This is a genomic window from Enterococcus raffinosus (genome assembly GCF_019175485.1).
GTDB lineage: Bacteria > Bacillota > Bacilli > Lactobacillales > Enterococcaceae > Enterococcus_A > Enterococcus_A raffinosus.
Genome location: NZ_CP072889.1, coordinates 568,020 through 585,790 on the forward strand (window position 1 = coordinate 568,020; position 17,771 = coordinate 585,790).

Here is a 17,771-nt window from a genome sequence, read left to right on the forward strand (position 1 = left end):
GATTTACATCCTTCCTATTGCTCTAATAATTTATTAAATTCTGCCATTACATAAGTTACTTCCAATCCAATAATGACTTGGTAATTTTTTTCTGTTGGCTTGATCACACCGCTGACGCCTAGTTGTTTGATCCGCTGTTCGTCGACAATCGCTGGATTTTCAACTTCAACTCTTAAACGAGTATTACAACTGAAGGCATCAGAGATGTTCTCTGATCCACCAAAAGCCTGCAGCATTTTTTTTGCCATGTACTCATAATTTTTACTTGCCAAACCTAATTCTTTTTCATCTTCTAATGCTTCTGTTCCATATTCCGTTGCTACTTCTCTTCCCAAAGTTTGGATATTGCGCTTCTTGATCAGATAGTAGAAAGTAAAATAGTACAGTGCAAAGAAAACAATCCCGATTGGAATAATTAAGATGGCATTAGTAGCTATTCGAAAATTGATTAAGTAATCAACAATACAAGCACCAAAAGTGAAACCAATCCGAATATTTAGCAGATAGCAAACAATTCCTGCTAAGCCAGCAAAAACCGCGTGTACTACATACAACATTGGAGAAAGGAACATAAAGCTGAATTCCACTGGTTCTGTAATGTTTGAGATGAAGGATGTAGCTGCTCCGCTTCCCATAATCCCTTTGACCATATCCTTGTTTTCTTTGAACGCTGCACGATAGATTGCTAAACAGATTGCTGGTACACCAAACATCATAACTACGAAGAAACCTGACAAGAATAGCCCTGCTTGCGGATCGCCATTAATGAAACGAGTCATCTCCCCCCGGAATACTTCTCCATTCGGTGCAGTATAACTTCCTAGGTCGTAATAAACATACGTATTCAGTACATGGTGAAGACCAAATGGAATCAATAAACGATTTAAGAACATAAAAATACCAACCCCTAAGGCACCCATGTTCACTAATAATCTAGCAAAACTATCAATTCCAGCTTGAGCAAAAGGCCATAGAATACCAAAAACGACCGAAGTGATGGTTTGTAAAATCATCACCATCGTCAATGGAAATTTCTCACCGGCAAAATATGAGAACACCATCGGCAGTTTTTGCTCTTTGAAGCGGTTATATGTCCAAGCTGCGATCAAACCAGAAATAATCCCGCCGAATATCCCCATATTGACAGCTGGATTCATGATCTCCAAACCTTTTTTCAACGTAGCAATCGCTAAGAACCCAGTAAGTGCTGGGATGCCTTTATCTTTCGTTTTCGCAAAACCGATCGTTACCCCTATTGCAAACAGAATATCCAAATTTCCAAACACAGCATTTCCAGCTGCTCCAATCACTGGAATATTCAACATGTCATCTGCTGAGAGACGCATGATCAATCCGGCCAATGGCATTGCAGCTACCGGTAGCAGCATCGCTCTACCCAATTTTTGTATATTTGCTTTAAAAGTTGACATTTTTACTCCTCCTTAGACTATATATCTTTATATGTTGCTAACTCAATCAAACTATCCCTTTTAACCTGCTGTGCAAAATCTGAATGAATCAAAAATTCCACTTGATTGATTCTCGGATAGACAAAACTCGATCCATTCAGCAAATCTTGATCAAGATAAGCCGTGTGGCACATAATCTCGATCGTTCTCTCTTCTCTTAAAACGGATATCAAACGATCTAGATACTCATCAATGGAACAATCAATTTGTCGTTTTTCTACATTCGTTTCTCCAACATCATCGAAATAAGGTTCAAAGTAATCCGTATGTCGAACTTCTTCCTTCCTCTCAAAATTTCCGCGAACTGGCAAATCATATTTTTTTGCCAGTGCAATAACGACTTCCTGATTCATTCCGAAAGTATGCGTATGGTGATGACTATCTAGGTGCGTCGGAATAATTCCGGCTCGATAAACTTTTTGAATTTGCGTGTTCCATTCCTGATAGAGCTGATCCCCATCCACTTCAAAAGGTTGTTTATAATATGATAAGTGCTTAAATCTGTCCACATCCATCAAACTGTCCACATTTTTCAAAAGAGGCTTTCCGCAGGTCAGGGTCAAATGGACCCCTACGCCTAAATTTGGTAGCTCTTTTTTTAGTTTTACTGCATGTTCAAATCCCGGCATATTCGCCATTAAAGTGGTTGATGTCAATATCCCTCGTTGATAGGCATCCACGATACCGTAGTTCACTCCGTAACTATAGCCGAAATCGTCTGAATTGAAGATTACTTTTCCCATTCTTTCCTTCCTTTCTTTTTTATATTAAAAATAGGCGCAACCCAATGAGCACAGATTTTTCTTCTGTGTGTCAAAAGGTTGCGCCTACCTAATAGTTACGCCCTACTTATTGAATTCTTGCCAAGTGAATCGCCAGATAAATAACTTCGTTCTCCTGAACGTCTAAGTGAAATTTCTTTTCGATCATATTTTTGATCGTCAACGCCGTTTGATAAGGCTTGCTTTCTTTAAAGTTACTTGTAAAAAAGCCAATGTTTTCAGTTGGAGATTCTTCCTGATAAATCAAACGCTTCACTAAAAATTTGATGTGAATCATCATCCGGTGATAAGTCAATGAATCTTTATCAAACTGATAGCCAAGGGTATTTTCTAGAGCTTCTAAAATCGTCTTGGTCATCTCTAAAATTTTTAAACTGTTCAAACTGTTCCGCTCTCCCAGCTCCGCATTGATGATATGCATTGTGATGAAGCCAACTTCATTCGCTCCCAGCTCTGTATCATAACGGTGATTGATCAAAGCAACGACTTCATTGGCTGTTTCATACTCATCCGGATACAGCAGCTTCATTTCCGGCAGCATAATGGCCGTTACCTGACTATCTTCCTTTTGTCGCTGGATCGCAAAATAAATGTGATCCGTCAACGCGATATAAATATTGGAGTCTAATGGTGAAGCGATTCTCTTTGAAATGAACTGAATGATTTCTTCTGAAAATTCTATGAACTCTATTGGTATTTTTGCAGCCATCTCACTAAACATTTTTGTTTTTTCTTTGGAATCTAAAGTAAAAAATTTATCTGCAAGAGCTGGATCAAAAGTTTGATTAACGATAGCGGAGAATCCAATTCCTTTACCCATTGCAATTTTTTCTACTCCCTCATCATCAATTAGTACTACATTATGATTGATCTTTTTAACAACCTTCATTATTGCACCGCTCCTCTATAAAAACACTTTAAATCCAATTGATTATAATATTTAAAACAACAAAAAACGACCTAAGGAAAGTGTTTTCCCAGGTCGTGCCTAATTTAATAGTTACACCCTATTTGTTTACACGCTCAATATAGCAAATTAAAAAAGCGCTGTCAACAATGATTTTCATATTTTTTGAATCAGATTCACTCAATAACTCACGATCAAATTGGGCCTCTTTACATTGAAAAGTATAATCCGCCCTTTTATTAAGAATATTCTCTTTAAAAAAAACGCTGAAACCATCAAAAAGAGATCAAACAGCCTAAACTGTCTAACCTCCTAAGTTTCGATCCTTCTTTCCATCAGTTTCAGCAATCAAGAAGCACATAGCCCCTGATCTTAGCTAACACCAATCGCTCGGCCGTCCCATTCCTTGGCAAAGTCGGTAATTGATACCCATGCCATCGCGCCGCGATCATAGGTTTTATTGGGACCGCCTGATCCAGCCTTCGCATTTGCGCTATAGTACAACGGATCGTAGACCAAGAATTTATTGTCCTTATAGCCTGCGATGACCTTGCAGTGATTGCGGATCGTATTCGCTTGATACGAAGAATAGCCATAGTACAGCACCGGATTGCCATTGATGATGCGATCTACGATATTTTGGGTGCTGACATTGCTGATGTTTGAGACATTCTTGTACCATTTTTTGGCATAATTCGCTAAGGAATCTGGGGTGATTACCCAGCCAAAGCCGGCGCCAGTGTATACATTCCCCTTTTGACCGCCTTTATCATTCGGATACATTGGCAAATTGTCCTGAACATATTTCAGATCGACCGTTTTCCCTTTGTATCTCAGCAGCATCGTCATGGAAGCCCCTGCACAGCCCCACGGACTAAATACAGGCACATATTGACTCACATATGGCACATTCAATGTCCGTTCAACCGGAGCGATTGGCTGCGCGCCGCCTAAGGTGTACCAAGAAATCCCTTCATTGCGCCAACCCAGCTTCAATAGGTGGTTCCGTTCGCTCAGCAGCATCGTATAATGGTGAGAACCCGCACCTCTTGAATTCGGATTAAATACCCGATACATCGGCATTCCAGCCCAAGGCGTGTGCCAAGCAATCCCCTCATAACGCCAGCCAACACGTTTCAAATGGTCTCGCTCTTTGGCATCCAGGGTAAAGAAATGTTCGCCAGAATTTGGGTTATAAATTCTAAACAGCTGGCGTCCTGTCAATGGCACTCGCATACTGATTCCTTCATAGCGCCAGCCCAGCTTCACTAAATAATTCTTCTCATGGACATTCATCGTATGCAAATGCTCACCAGAGTTCGGATTATACACACGATAAATCGCGATCGTTTGCGCTGGAGCAGCCTTGGTCGCCGCTTTCGGCGCAGCAGCAGCCGCTGCTTTTGGTGCTGCCGCAGCTACTTTTGGCTGTGTTGTTGTGGTCGCAGCTTCAGCCTTATTACTTGCAGGTTCATCCTTGACCACCTCTTCTTTACTGCTAGTATCCACTGTTGGCGTTTCAATCACTTCTGTAGAATCAGAAGCCTCAGTGTCCTCTGTTTTTCCTTCGTCGATCTCCGTAGAATCCGTCGTTTCCTCTTGATCCTTCGGCTGTGTATCCGTTATCTCTTCTTGATCCTCTTTCGGAACCTCTGGCTCAGTCGTTTCACCTGTGCCTTCCGTTTCAGCAGGCTTATTTGGCTCCGTCGGTTCTGTTGATTCGCTTGTTTCAGTTGTCGGTGGTGTTTCCGCAACTTCTCCTTGCGCATCATTCGTTTGATTCTCGGTTATTGGAGCAGCTTCCTTCACCGCTGCAGGCTCCGACTCGACAACCTGAACCACCTGTCCCTTCCCAACCTCATCTGCATAGACAACCTGCTCATCCGTCGCAAATGCCGAAGCACCCAACAATCCTAAGAAGACGATCGGCGCTACAACCCACGTTTTTTTCTTCTTATACATCTTAAAACGCTTCTTCTCCATGTTCACCCTCCTACAAAATAATAATTATCATTATTATTAAAACATGGATTATTTATTATTGAAAGTGTTTTCAATTAAATAATGACTTTTTTATGTATTTATATCTTCAATATTGCAAAACATACAAGAAAATGACTTTTTGGTGATTTTTAGAAGATAGTCTATTAAAACAAAAACCACATAACTGCTTTAATTGCAGGAGATAATCGTTTCTTTTTCTAATAAATCATTTCTTCTTGTTTCCTTTATATTTAGGGCTTCGACTATTTTTAGAATATTAGATGCTGATCGCTATTCTCATGTATATAGCCTTGTATTTTTGCAAACAGAAGTTTCAAGAGAATATGCATACAAAATAAAAAACAACGATCAACTCTCTTAAAGAATCGATCGCTGTTTATTCTCAAACAACATTTATCTTACTTCACAAATCCCGCCACATCATCCGTCAACTGTTCAAAGTCCAACTGATTGACTGCTCCAATCTGACGGATCATTTCCTTCGGCAGCTCTGGATTCATTCCGCCACAGATCGCCGCACTGATAGCGCCGATCGTATCGGTATCCCATCCCAAAGATGCGCTTAATTGCGCGGCCTTCAATGGATCGCCTTCGGCTAATTCAACGATCACAAAGGCACTGGGGATTGTTTCGATGGTTTCCATCCCTGTGCCGATCTCTTCGTACAATCGTTGCAAAATAAGCTGCTCGTCCGCTTCCTGCCGGAGGATCTTTCGTGCTTGATTCATACGGAAAGTTAAGGAAGCCGCTGGAAAATCGTGACCGTACTCTTTGGCTGCATTGATCGCATCAAAGGCGATTGACCAGATTCCTTCAATGGATTGCCCGCCTCGAACGGTATAGCTGATAGCTGCTGCTACAGCGCTGGCTCCTGCAATCGCGATTTTCGTATTATGTGTCGGCAGGCAGATTTCCGCGACATTTTTCACCAGCGTAGCTAAATCACGGTAATCGCTGATCAATCCGATCGGCGCGATTTTCATCGATGCCCCATTGGTTGTTCCGGTGACGCCTGTCTCTTCGATCGGTACTCCTTGAGCGATTTTATCCAATGCCTTCAAGGTGGAAGGTCCTGATACAAATGCGGAAACTGGCGAGTTGTCGTTCCACTCTCGCAGCTCTGTGATATAGTCCTCCACCCGAATCTGTCCTTGATTTTTTTTGATCATGGACAGGATCATCAGCACATTTAACGTATCATCCGTAATCGCTCCCGCCACTAATTTCCGGCCAAAGACATCATTTTCATTCGAAGCGATTAATTCGGTCACTCCATCGGGAAAATTCTGGCGGATTTTTTCCTGTGACCAGCATTCTGTCGGCATCCCCATCGCGTCGCCTAATGCTCCGCCAGCTAGTACGCCCCAAATCTTTTCTCTCACTTAATTTACCTCCGCTAAATTGATTGTTTCTGCTTGATTATTAAAAGGAATAACGGTCATTACTTTGTCCTTGATTTTGACATGACCCTCCTGCTGACTAAGAATATCGAGAAATTGATCAGAATTTGTGACCGTCACAAAGGACTCGACAGAATAGCCGGCTTCTGTAATTTTTTCCAAATCGATCTCTAAGATTTTCTCACCTTGCGCCACTGATTGACCTTTTTCCACTAAGGGTTTAAAGCCATTGCCTTCTAGCTCAACGGTATCGATCCCGATATGGATCAACACTTCGATCCCACTATCACTAACGAGTCCAATCGCATGCCCGCTTGGAAAAACCGTTTCGACAGTGCCTGATATTGGAGAAACAACGTCTCCTTTTTCAGGAATGATCACGAAGCCATTACCTAACGCTTTTGAGGCGAAGCTTGGATCAGCCGCACTTTCGATGGGTTTGATTTCTCCTTCTAAAGGTGAGACCAATACTTCAGCTTTCACTAAGCTTTTTTCCTCTGGATCAACCACATCTTCTTCCTTTTTAAACGTCATATACGTAAGGACAAAAGCCACCGCAGCTGTAGCGACGGAAGCGATGACCGCAAGAATCACGCCATTCATACTGCCTCTCTTTGGATTGATAAAGGCCGCAAATCCTAGAATACCAAAGGACATCGCATACATTTTTGTAGAAGTCAGCGCCAAGATCAATGAACCAACTGCACCGCCAATCATAGAATAAGCAAAGCGTTTTTTCACTGGCAAGCTAAACCCATAGATCGCCGGTTCGATGATACAGAACAAGCCTGATACCATCGCTGGAATCGCCAAGGCCTTTTGATCCTTCGAACGCGTCCGTAAAAAGACAGCCAAAACAACCGCTGTTTGCGCAAAGTTGGCAGTAAAGGACATTGGGAAAATATAGTCCACACCTGATTGCGCCAAATTCGTGATCCCGATCGCAGAAATCGGCCAATGCAAGCCAAAGATAACCAACGGCTGATACAGCAACGCGACAACTAACGAGGTCACTACAGGAGAAATACCATACAGCCCTGACACGCCTGCACTGATCAGCGAGCTAAGAACATTCGTGACTGGACCAACCACTAAAATCGCTAAAGGAACCGTGATCAAGATCGTCAAGAATGAATTCACATTATGGGCAATCACTGCCGGCACGACCTTTTTCAACCATTTTTCCACCTTCGACCCAACATACACAATAAATATGATCGGAATCACGGTGTACTGATAGCCTGTCGACGGAAAAAGAATCGGAATCCCAAAGAAGGTATTGAACACCGGTGTTTGGAACAATGTCCCCTTAAACAAGGTGTACAAGGCATCGCCGCTGGTCAATCCCGTCATCAACTCTGGAATCAGCAACGTCGCTCCTAGCATCATCCCAACAAAAGGATTCATCTTAAAGGCCTTCGCACTCGTATAACCTAATGTCACCGGTAAAAAGTAAAAGACTGCTTGTCCCATCGCGTGCAAAATGATGTACGCGCCATCATTGACCGATAATACATTTGTCGCCGTCAATAACGCCAAGATCCCTTGCAGCAAACCAGAAGCCGTTAATATTCCTAAGACTGGTGTAATCACCTTGGTAATGGTATCTACCAACGTGCTGACCAAGCCTTTTTTCTCTTCCGCTGCCTCGACAGTTTTCCCATTCAATTGCTCCTGAACCACTTGAAAAATATCCGCTACATTTGTCCCGACCACCACTTGAAACCGTCCGCTGGCAAACTGCGCACTCATGACGTCTGGTGACTTCACGACTTCCTCTTTCTGCACCAGCGAATCATCCTTCAAGGTAAAACGCAGCCGCGTCATACAGTGCGTGACGCTCAGCACATTCTCCTTTCCTCCAACCTTTTCCAAAATAAATGACACCAAAGCTTGATACTTATCCATGTTGCTTCCCCCTTTTTTGGCATATAAAAAAGGCAACACTCAAACAAGAGACTCTTCATCCCTTGCTTGGGTGTTGCCTGCATAATCAGTTACAATCCCGTTTATTTAATTAACCGTTGGACATGGAGAATCAAGTACATCTCCTCCTCCGGATAGATTCGACAAGCCAGCTTGTCCTGTAGATAATGCTTGATGATCCCGACACTCTCCGTCGCCTTCGGATAAAATTGAACGACCTGCTCAAACATCTCCGGCACCGACTCCTGCCTCGGTTCGTTAATTATGACACGTTGAATAAAGAATTTCAAGTGGGTAACGAAACGAACATAATTCAGCGATTCCGTATCCAGCTCGATCCCCAGACAATCCTCCACGATCAAGACCACCTTCTGCAGCATCTCTGTCGTCAATAACGTCTGAGCCGTATCATTGTTCAAGCCGCCATTAATAAAGTGTAAGGCAATAAAGCCCGCCTCATCTTCATTCAGCTCGATCCCCTCATAATAGCTGATCTGCTCCAGCGCCTTCATTCCCGCCGCAAATTCCTTCGGATAAAACTTCTTGATCTCCAATAACAACGCATTCTGAATCGTTTCACCCTTTCTAAACCGATTCACCGCATAATTAATGTGGTCCGCTAAGCCAATATAGGTATTCCCATCAAAGGTCCGCTCCAGCTCCGCTTCCGCACCCTTGATGATCACCGTCACCATCTCCAGCCGATTGATCGGCACTTCCTCGATCAATTGTACAAACCGATCCGCCACATTCGGCGAATCCACCACGAACGTCTTCTCGATCTTATCCTTCTCAACCGTCTCGCCAACCCGTTTCCGAAAGGCAATTCCCCTGCCAATCAAAATCCGCTCCAGACCCTTCGTATCGATCACCAAGACAACATTGTTGTTAAAAATCTTCTTTATTCTCAGCAAGCTCTCTCCCCGTCCCCCCGGCAAACTTTCATAAGCTATGATACGGGTTCTTTGGGGAATGTCAAGGAGGGTGGTAGAAATGTACTCAACTGATCTTTTACAAAACTTTTTTTTAATCCATCAGCTCTCTTTACGATTGGGAACAGCGTAAGTTATCTGGTGTTATTGAGAAATTGTCTGGTGGTGCATCTATCAAACCAACAGACTATCTCGAAGATGGAATTCGTACGGTTCCAAAGGGAGCTGTTAATGCGACTGGGATTGCAGATTTATCTGGCAGTAAATTCATTAGTAAAGACTTCTTTGAAAAGAATATAACTAGTCATGTTCACACAAACAATCTCGTAACTTCTTTAAGAGACTTAGTTCCATCGGCTCCAAATATGGGGAGAATCGTTCGTATTGAAGGAGTTGACGAACAATTTTTGATGCCGCAAGGTGTGTATAAATTGGAGTTGTTTGAAGGTATGGATGAGGATTTTCTTATCTCATTCTCCAATAGCGATAAGTATAGAAAGATCATCTCAGCAGAAAAAAATGGCTCAACGCAAGTCCATATTCGCAATAGAGAACTTCTAAATATTGATATTAATCTTCCTACAGAACATGAGCAACAAAAGATCGGTACCTTCTTCAAACAGCTCGACAACACCATCGACCTTCATCAGCGTAAACTTGACTTATTAAATCAGCTGAAACAGGCTTATTTACAGAAAATGTTTCCTAAGAATGGGGAGAAAGTACCTGAAATACGATTTGCGGATTTTGACGAGAAATGGGAACAGCGAAAATTAGCAGGGTTAGCGGACTTTTCGAAGGGGAATGGCTATACAAAAAATGATTTAACCGAAATTGGGAATCCAATTATATTATACGGAAGGCTTTATACCAAGTACCAAACAATAATCAATAATGTTGATTCTTTTGCTATTGAAAAAGATAACTCCGTAATTAGTAAGGGAAATGAAGTTATTGTTCCCGCATCAGGTGAAACATCAAAAGATATATCTAGGGCATCTGTTATTGGTAAGCCTGGCATTATCATTGGTGGAGATTTAAATATTATCAGACCCAAAAAGTTTATTGATTCAGTGTTTTTAGCGCTGACTATTTCTAATGGGACACAACAGAAAGAAATGACTAAGAGGGCTCAAGGTAAATCTGTTGTTCATCTTCATAATTCTGATTTAAAACAAGTGAATTTGCTTTATCCAGAATTAGAGGAACAAAAACAAATTGGATTCTTCTTCAAACAATTCGACAACATTGTCGATATTCAACAGAATCTAATTACTCAACTTAATATTTTAAAATCTGCTTTCCTAAAAAAAATGTTCATATAAAAAGTATTACCTCCTAAAAATAGTTATTATGAAATCTGAGTAACTATTTTAGGAGGTATTTTATATGTCAAAAAAGAAAAAGGATGTACTGTTTCACCAATATTTTGAAGAGTGGTTGGAACTTTATAAAGTTGGAGCGATTCGAGAGATTACATTGGACAAGTATTACGTAACACATCAGAGGATTATGGAATTGGCACCTAATCTACGATTATCTGATTTGGATCGTAGAAATTATCAAAGACTTTTGAATGAATATGCTATTACCCATGAAAAGCAGACAACTATGGATTTTCATCATCAAATAAAAGGGGCTATTTTGGACGCAGTTGATGAAGGTTTAATTGAGAAAAATCCTACTCGGAAAATTATTATTAAAGGTAAAGAGCCTTGCAAAAAGAAGCCAAAGTTTTTGAATCAATTTGAGTTACAATCTTTACTTAAGCAATTGGAATTAGATAAAGAAATTAACTGGGATTGGTTTATTCTGCTTATCGCAAAAACTGGACTACGTTTTTCAGAGGCTCTTGCCTTAACTCCAAAAGATTTTGATTATTTCAACCAGAGTCTAACAGTAACTAAAACGTGGAATTACAAAAAATCAAATGGTGAAATTCAACCTACAAAAAATGAATCCTCAAAAAGAAAAATTCAAATTGATTGGCAGATTAGTATGCAATTCTCCCAATTAACAAAAAACATGAATGAAGATAGTTTGATATTTGTGAATGGCCGAGTGTTCAATTCAACAATCAATAAAAGACTTGAAGCGTTGTGTAAGAAAGCAAGTGTTCCGACCATTACTATACATGGGTTACGTCATACTCACGCATCTTTGTTGCTTTTTGCAGGTGTTTCTATCGCTAGTGTTGCTAGAAGATTGGGGCATTCAAGCATGACAACCACTCAGGAAACATATTTGCATATTATTCAAGAACTAGAAAATCAAGACAACGATAAAATTATTCGACATTTGAGTGCTTTAGTATAAGGAAAAATCCCAGAAGATAATATGTCTTCTGGGAATACAGTTATATGATCATTTTATTTAGGAAAGTCTTTTTTATTGATTTTAAAGCATTTATTTTTTCTTGATGAAGGGTGATCGTGTTGTCGATCTGTTTAAAGAATATGCCAATTTTTTGCTGTTCTATTTTTGAAGGAATAATAACCTCCAACTTCATCATGACATTAGCATTGAGTTTTGCACGACCTCCACCAACCAAAAATGGTTCAATGTTAATATTATTTATAGCATTCACCAAAAATTTATTATCAGCTTCATCTACTTTAGATTGCAGCACATGAGCATGGTTGTTGACCCAAATTTTACCATTAACAAAATTAACTGGGTAGTTTTTCAAATCGTTTGCTCCATCTTCTGCAATTAAAATGAACTCTCCATTATGTGTATAACCTTCAACATAATCCTGAATCCCATTTGCACCATAATAAGGGGTCTCTCCAGAAACTCGTTCAGATGCTGTTATCGGTACTCGCAAGTTATCGTACCTATCTGCTATCTCACCTAGATTACGCTGTTCCCATTTCTCGTCAAAATCCGCAAACCGAACCTCAGGCACTTTCTCCCCGTTCCTAGGGAACATCTTCTGCAAATACGCCTGTTTTAACCGTTTTAATAAGTCAAGTTTACGCTGATGAAGGGCGAGAATGTTGTCAAAACATGTAAAGAAGTTACCAATTTGAGTTTCTTCCGCTAAAGAAGTTAGATATAGCCTATATTGTTTTAACTGAGGGACAGTTAGCTGTGGTACACCTGTTGATTCCATTATAATCTTGTACTCATTAATTATTGATTCTAGAAATTTTGCATCATGCTTTTTTGCTTTAACTGACAATAGACGTATAACTGGTGTAAAACTCTTATATCTGACTTGCGCTCGTCCAACGCCAACGCCTCGTCCAACAACTGTAACGGCAGGGGCTATGACTCTAAATTTAGAGTCATAGTAGCCAACGATTCCGTCGTCAGTTATTGCATTTGCAATAACCGGAAATGCCCCCGTTTCTTTTAGTATCGAACTATCAATATCTCCTCCGGCAATTATATCAGACACTTCTCCCAACTTACGCAGTTCCCAATCGTCAGTAAACCCTTTAAATCGCAATTCTGGAGCGTTCTTAGTCATGCTTAAACACCCCTTTTGTTGCTTCAATTATATCCTTAGTTTCAGGAGTAACAGCGAGTTCATCCAACATAGCTAGAAAATCAGCTTCTGTTTGTTGGATTTCAGCGTTCAATTTCTGTATCTCATTGCTAACTTCAATAATATCTATTGGCTCGGCTTCCTCAAACGTATCAACATAACGAGGAATGTTTAGGTTGTACTCGTTCTCTTTAATCTCATCCAATGTTGCAATGTGAGAATACTTCTCTATTTCCTTGCGGCTAACTACTGTTTCAACAATTTTCTCAACATCTTCAGGGCGTAAGTGATTTTGTTTTTTCACTTTTTCAAAGTCCTTACTTGCATCAATAAACAATATATCCGACTCAACGCGGTTTTTTCTTAGAATTAATACACACACTGGAATGGAAGTGTTTAAGAATAATTTATCAGGAAATCCAATAATAGTTTCAATTTGATGTTTGTCAATTAGTGCTTTACGAATTCGACCTTCTGCTGCTCCTCGAAACAATACACCATGAGGTAAAATAATTGCCATACGTCCATTATCTTTTAAGTGATACAGACAATGCAGCAAGAAAGCATAGTCCGCTTTTGTTTTAGGTGCTACCCCATACTCGCGCCAGCGTTGATCATCTTCACGTTCTTTGTTACTCCAATGAGCTGAATATGGTGGATTTGCCATTACAGCATCGAACATCCGAGGAGAATCTTTTCCATCTACAACACCATCAGGCCAGTCGCTTTCGAGTGTGTCGGCATGATTAACATTAATATCGTTAAACTCTACTCCATGCATCATCAAGTTCATTCTTGATAAACGATAAGGAGTGGCATCTTTTTCTTGCCCATAATATTTTATCATCCCACGTTTTTTAGAATTCTTCATATAACTTGCCGTAGTAAGTAATAGGGATCCCGAACCAACCGTCGGATCATAAATATGGAAACTTTCTTCATCCTCTCTTCCAAAAGTTAAAATTCGAGCCATCACGTTAGAGATTTCTTTTGGCGTGTAGTATTGTCCCATATCTGAGGCCAAAACTGTCGCAAATTGGCGAACTAAATATTCATAAATATCTGAGACAGTATCTTCATCACCAGATAAATCAAATTCTGGAGAAGATAATAAATCAATCATTGAAATCATTACGCTCGCACGAGATTGAGCAGTTGCTCCCAGATCAGCGCTATCAAAACGCATTCCATCAAAAATCCCTTCAAAATCACCACGTGCTTCAAAAGCAATTTGTTGGTTAAAATGACCAAATGCATCAGTCATCATACCAATATTAAAACGGTCTGTATCAATTGCTTGTTTCCAATTGGCAAAAAAATCATTTGGTTGAATCGCGTAACCCAGGTTCTTTTTCATATATTCTAAAGCTTTTGCAGAGTCTTGGGTATAAACACTTGTCCACGTTTCACCGCGTAACACACTTTCTAGCCAATGGGTTGCTTTCTCTGATAAATATTTATAAAACAGAATCCCAAATATATAATCTTTGTAGGCTGTTAGTCCAATCTGTCCTCGAGTTTGATTGAGCATCGCCCACATTTTATTTTTTTGTTCACTTGATAGTGCCATTTACTTCTGTCCTACTTCCTATTATTTTTGAAATTTTCTATAGTGAGTTGAAAAACTCCATCAACGCTTCTTCAAACTCTGATGCACCAAAGAAACCAATGTTTTCTTCATCCTCAATCGCATGTACGATTTCCGAGAGTTGTGGATTATCAATGAGTGTGTGTCCTGGTAAAAATAAATCAAAAGCCTCTACTATTCTATTTCCATTAACATGTTGATCCGCAGCCCAACGTCGAATTTTTAACTCACGGTATTCTGTACGATATTTTTTACGAGTATTCTGTAATGACTCGGTTGTAAAGTGCTCGGTTATCTCACCAGCTTCAATATCAACGACAATCGCATTGATTTCTTGGCGACTTTCCTCATCCATTGGCGTGATATGTTTCTCAATAGCCACTTTATTTGTTTCATTTTTGTCATCCATGAATGTATTCAAGAGTTCCACTAACATGTCATAATCTATAATTTGATGATCATAAAACTTAATACCTATCTTAATTTCTGTAAGATCAGGGCGTTCATCTTCAGGTATTTTCTCTCTAGCATCGTTTAATCGAGCTTGCAAAGCACCAAATTCTTCTATGCTTGAAATATCTAGACGAACTTTTTTGCCTGTAGGTTCATTTTTCTCGTCTAACTCGTCAATCTCACTCCCTAATTCGTAACCTTGTTGCACCAAACGTTGAATCTTATTCTGTGTAGGTAAAGCAAGATGTACAAATTCTTTTAGAGCCTTCTGGCCAAGTGGAATTTGACTAAAGTCTTCTCCTGCGAGTTCTTTTAGTTTAGAAACAGCTTCTTCCAGCTCTTTTATTTGATCGCTTTGTGGTTTTGCTAAGATATTGTCATCTTTTAATTCCTTGATACGTTCATCTTCCGACTCGTCTTCTGCTTCTTGAAGAGTATCATTTCCACCTCTTGTATAAATGCGCAGTGCATTTTCAACGTACTCTTTCATTTCGTCTCCTTGACGATAAAAACGCACTTTCCCATGCGGTTTACTATTAAGGTTATATGTTCTATTAGTCCGAGACATCGCTTGAATTAACATACCTTCTTTAAGCATCTTATCCATGTAGATCATATTGACATATTTAGAATCAAAGCCCGTCAATAGTTGATCCGAAACGATCACTAAATCCAGTCGATCTTCTTCTTTACCTTGATTGTAAGGTTTTTTACGAGCTAACCGCTTAGTGATATCAATCATATAAGCGCGTGCCGGATCTTTTGCATTCAAAATGCTTGGCACATTGAATTTCTGTGTATAATCTAGAATAGCTTTTTTAAGTATCTCGTTTAGTTCCTTGGTACCACGTTCATTCGATTCATCCCGAGAAAAGGTCATGGCAACATTTAAATGTGGGGCCTTTTCTTTGAAAATATTATAGTAATGCGCAACTGCCTGCTTACCAGAGACAGCAAGCATTGCTTGAAAAGCATTTTCTTCACGTCTACCAGCTATTAATGCCCCACCAGAAGTTTTTTTCCAATTATCCAAAATATCTTGGACTACTTGTTGACGATAAACATCACTTTGATAAACTTCCTTTTCATAGTCATGTTCAGAAAAGTCATTTTGAGGATGTTCTACCACCCAATGAGGTTTGAAGTAAGTGACATCGAATCCAAGTACGTTACCGTCACCAATCGCATCCTTGATAGTATAGGTATGCAGTCTTTTTCCGAAAATATCATGAGTGGAAATATCTCGCGTTGTTTTAACATCATTGATTTCATCACTATAAAAATTTGGTGTTCCGGTAAAACCAAACCATGTTGTCTTTTTGAAAGCTCTCTTTATCAAACCGACTGATTCACCGCTGGCACTACGATGGGCTTCATCCATGATAATGACATTCCAATCATCATTTTCCAGACCTCTTTTTACTGCTTTTGTTAGTCCTTGAACAGAAATTAATAGAATTTGTGAAGCACCCTTACGCTTCAGTTCTCGCTTTAATTCATGTCCATTCACTTTCTTAATACGTTTTTTAAAATGTATATAAGCAAAATCCTTAAAGTTTTCCAATGTTTGGTCAATCAAATCGACACGGTCCACAATAAAAAGTACATTCCGAATTCGAGGAGCTGACGCTAACAATTGAGCAACTTTAAAAGAAGTCACCGTCTTACCAGAACCAGTTGTATGCCAAATATAGCCGCCCTCTTTTTCAATAAGATCATTGGCTTCCATATCTTTCATTCGCTGCAAGATTTCTCTTGTAGCTTGAATTTGATAACTACGCATTACCATTAAATTATCATTCGAAGCATCAGGTATCATATTCACCGTTATCAACCGATGCAAAGCAGGAATCCCCATCACTTGGTGCGCAAATTCAAAAGCATCTGTAATGTCTTTATTGTTTTCATCACGCCATCCGAATACATAAGTTTGATTATAGTGTTCGAATGCATTTGGGCGAGCAAAATAATGTGCAGAGTGTTGACTCAAAATAAACTGCACCTGTACAAAGGAAAACAGACCTTTGTAGAGCCCATCGCCATGATATCCTTTAAGCTGCTCGAATGCATTCCATTGATTTTGTAAATGTTCGTCTTTCTCCTCAATATGAGCTACTGGAAGCCCATTAATAAGTAAGGCAATATCAATGATTCGTTTAGTCGTCAAACCTTTTGGTAAATCCGTAAATGATATCTGACTTACAACTTCATAACGAGAACGTCCTCCCGCAACATCATCTTCATAAAAAATCTCGACTTCCAAACTTGAACCATCATCACGAGTAATTGGGATAGAACCTATTCCCCCAGCGCCTACTAATAAAAGTTGAGCATCATAAGGAGTTTGAATACGTTGCAGGGCTTGAAGAATTAACCCAAATTCAATGTCCGATAAAGGTGTTCCATTTAGTTTATGAGCATTTGTTTCGTTTAAGATATCTCGCCAATGTTCCTCAAGCTTTTTAATACTCACATTCGAGAAATCTTTACGATAACTCCACCCTTCAGCTTCCAGCTTACTAATCAGGGCTGCTTCAAATTTTGCTTCTGCCACTTCACTACTTCCTTCCGCTTTTTTGAGCATCTTCTATAAAACTATCAAATCATCCTATTGTTGTTCCACTTGCGTTGTGTTACAGCGTAAGCTTCAACAGTTTCAATTATAACTGAAAAGCATACGTTTTTGCTATTTTCTATATGATCTATTTATCATGTAGAATGTTCTTCATTAAAAATCAAATATCTTCAACATATCAATAGATAAAGAGAAAAATATAAACAAAAAAACTACTTGTTATCTTCGATTTCAAGATAGCA

Annotated in this window: 12 protein-coding genes; 2 read left to right on the forward strand and 10 right to left on the reverse strand. The window is 39.7% G+C overall.

Going from position 1 to position 17,771, the window contains the following annotated elements; translation table 11 throughout:
* Positions 1–14: 14 nt before the first annotated feature.
* From J9537_RS17335 to licT, 7 genes are all read right to left on the reverse strand, one after another.
* Positions 15–1,430, reverse strand: coding sequence for a PTS transporter subunit EIIC (locus tag J9537_RS17335; protein WP_028020276.1), 1,416 nt, complete (start codon positions 1,428–1,430; stop codon positions 15–17).
* 17 nt (positions 1,431–1,447) lie between these two features.
* Complete coding sequence (locus tag J9537_RS17340) at positions 1,448–2,212, reverse strand: carbohydrate deacetylase (RefSeq protein WP_028020275.1); 765 nt, start codon at positions 2,210–2,212, stop codon at positions 1,448–1,450.
* Positions 2,213–2,318: 106 nt separating this feature from the next.
* Positions 2,319–3,140 (reverse strand): PRD domain-containing protein, encoded by an 822-nt coding sequence (locus J9537_RS17345; protein WP_028020274.1) that lies wholly within the window; start codon positions 3,138–3,140, stop codon positions 2,319–2,321.
* A 390-nt stretch (positions 3,141–3,530) separates the two neighbouring features.
* Positions 3,531–5,141, reverse strand: a complete 1,611-nt coding sequence (locus J9537_RS17350) for a C39 family peptidase (protein WP_028020273.1) — start codon at positions 5,139–5,141, stop codon at positions 3,531–3,533.
* Between the two features lie 419 nt (positions 5,142–5,560).
* On the reverse strand, positions 5,561–6,544 hold the full coding sequence (locus J9537_RS17355) for an ADP-ribosylglycohydrolase family protein (RefSeq protein WP_028020272.1): 984 nt from the start codon (positions 6,542–6,544) through the stop codon (positions 5,561–5,563).
* Positions 6,545–8,470: a beta-glucoside-specific PTS transporter subunit IIABC gene (locus J9537_RS17360; protein ID WP_028020271.1), complete on the reverse strand. Its 1,926-nt coding sequence runs from the start codon at positions 8,468–8,470 to the stop codon at positions 6,545–6,547.
* A gap of 101 nt (positions 8,471–8,571) precedes the next feature.
* Positions 8,572–9,402 carry a BglG family transcription antiterminator LicT gene (gene licT / locus J9537_RS17365; RefSeq protein ID WP_028020270.1) on the reverse strand — a complete coding sequence of 277 codons (831 nt, stop codon included), beginning with the start codon at positions 9,400–9,402 and terminating at the stop codon, positions 8,572–8,574.
* 173 nt (positions 9,403–9,575) lie between these two features.
* On the opposite strand from licT, the gene J9537_RS17370 reads away from it, so the two are divergent.
* Entirely contained in the window at positions 9,576–10,745 is a 1,170-nt protein-coding gene (locus J9537_RS17370) for a restriction endonuclease subunit S (RefSeq protein ID WP_245001360.1), read from the forward strand.
* A 64-nt stretch (positions 10,746–10,809) separates the two neighbouring features.
* The gene (locus J9537_RS17375; protein WP_028020268.1) at positions 10,810–11,736 is read left to right on the forward strand and encodes a site-specific integrase; all 927 of its coding nucleotides are present in this window, start codon (positions 10,810–10,812) and stop codon (positions 11,734–11,736) included.
* A 40-nt stretch (positions 11,737–11,776) separates the two neighbouring features.
* Here J9537_RS17375 and J9537_RS17380 read toward each other — a convergent pair whose 3' ends face one another.
* Genes J9537_RS17380 through J9537_RS17390 form a run of 3 tightly spaced genes read right to left on the reverse strand, consistent with a single transcriptional unit; the run spans position 11,777 to position 17,508 of the window.
* On the reverse strand, positions 11,777–12,895 hold the full coding sequence (locus tag J9537_RS17380) for a restriction endonuclease subunit S (RefSeq protein WP_035019381.1): 1,119 nt from the start codon (positions 12,893–12,895) through the stop codon (positions 11,777–11,779).
* The gene (locus J9537_RS17385) at positions 12,888–14,483 is read right to left on the reverse strand and encodes a type I restriction-modification system subunit M (protein ID WP_028020266.1); all 1,596 of its coding nucleotides are present in this window, start codon (positions 14,481–14,483) and stop codon (positions 12,888–12,890) included. Before J9537_RS17385 ends, J9537_RS17380 begins: the two co-directional genes overlap by 8 nt.
* Positions 14,484–14,520: 37 nt before the next feature.
* Positions 14,521–17,508 carry a type I restriction endonuclease subunit R gene (locus J9537_RS17390; protein WP_070509026.1) on the reverse strand — a complete coding sequence of 996 codons (2,988 nt, stop codon included), beginning with the start codon at positions 17,506–17,508 and terminating at the stop codon, positions 14,521–14,523.
* Positions 17,509–17,771 lie beyond the last annotated feature (263 nt).

Excerpts from the sequence above, each read along its gene's own strand:
- J9537_RS17335 (WP_028020276.1), bottom strand. The coding sequence starts at position 1,430 with ATGTCAACTTTTAAAGCAAATATACAAAAATTGGGTAGAGCGATGCTG.
- J9537_RS17340 (WP_028020275.1), bottom strand. The coding sequence starts at position 2,212 with ATGGGAAAAGTAATCTTCAATTCAGACGATTTCGGCTATAGTTACGGA.
- J9537_RS17345 (WP_028020274.1), bottom strand. The coding sequence starts at position 3,140 with ATGAAGGTTGTTAAAAAGATCAATCATAATGTAGTACTAATTGATGAT.
- J9537_RS17350 (WP_028020273.1), bottom strand. The coding sequence starts at position 5,141 with ATGGAGAAGAAGCGTTTTAAGATGTATAAGAAGAAAAAAACGTGGGTT.
- J9537_RS17360 (WP_028020271.1), bottom strand. The coding sequence starts at position 8,470 with ATGGATAAGTATCAAGCTTTGGTGTCATTTATTTTGGAAAAGGTTGGA.
- J9537_RS17375 (WP_028020268.1), top strand. The coding sequence starts at position 10,810 with ATGTCAAAAAAGAAAAAGGATGTACTGTTTCACCAATATTTTGAAGAG.
- J9537_RS17380 (WP_035019381.1), bottom strand. The coding sequence starts at position 12,895 with ATGACTAAGAACGCTCCAGAATTGCGATTTAAAGGGTTTACTGACGAT.
- J9537_RS17385 (WP_028020266.1), bottom strand. The coding sequence starts at position 14,483 with ATGGCACTATCAAGTGAACAAAAAAATAAAATGTGGGCGATGCTCAAT.